2 protein-coding genes are annotated in these 716 nt (G+C 66.6%); both read right to left on the bottom strand.

Annotated features, from left to right (window positions below):
* A partial coding sequence (locus JCM9942_RS17395; protein WP_304941177.1) for a phosphate signaling complex PhoU family protein occupies positions 1-316 on the bottom strand: 316 nt, incomplete at its 3' end.
* A 121-nt stretch (positions 317-437) separates the two neighbouring features.
* Positions 438-716 (bottom strand): phosphate ABC transporter ATP-binding protein (locus JCM9942_RS17390; protein WP_425478374.1); only part of this gene is annotated, 279 nt, incomplete at its 5' end.

The following is a 716-nucleotide window of genomic DNA, read 5'->3' as shown; positions in this document are numbered from 1 at the left end:
CGTTGGCGGCGTAATCGCCGATGCGCTCGATGTCGGCCGGAATACGCAGGCCGGCCAGGATCTCGCGCAGGTCGCGCGCCATCGGCCCGCGCAGCGCCAGCCGCATCACGTCATGGCTGATCTGCTGCTCGAGCTGGTCGATGGCCTCGTCATTGGCGACCAGGTGCAGGGCGGCCTTCTCGTCGCGGCGTTCGATCACATCCAGCGCGGCTTCGAGCTGGGCCACGGACATTTCGCCCATGCGCAGGATTTCGGCCACCAGACGCTGCTGTTCCTCGTCGTAGCTCTTGACGATGTGGTCGTTGGGAAGATTCATGGAATGCTCGCTGGTTGCAGGTGCCGGGAGTGGCAGGGGCAGGGCGTTCGAGGTGCGGATGTCGCCGTTCACGGACGGGCGTCGGGCAGGCCGCGCGGCAGTGCCGCGCCGGTGGCCGGCCTCAGCCGAAGCGACCGGTGATGTAGTCCTCGGTCTGCTGCTTGGAGGGGTTGGAGAAGATCACTTCGGTGCGGTCGTGTTCGATCAGGTCGCCCAGGTACATGAAGGCGGTGTAGTCGGACACGCGCGCGGCCTGCTGCATGTTGTGGGTGACGATGGCGATGGTGTAATCGTTCTTCAGTTCCTCCACCAGCTGCTCGATGCGGCTGGTGGAGATCGGGTCCAGCGCCGAGGTCGGCTCGTCCAGCAGCAGCACGTCCGGGCGCAGCGCCACCGCGCG

This window comes from Stenotrophomonas pictorum JCM 9942 (genome assembly GCF_001310775.1).
Taxonomy (GTDB): Bacteria; Pseudomonadota; Gammaproteobacteria; order Xanthomonadales; family Xanthomonadaceae; genus Stenotrophomonas; species Stenotrophomonas pictorum.
This window is presented reverse-complemented; position numbering and strand designations above follow the sequence as displayed.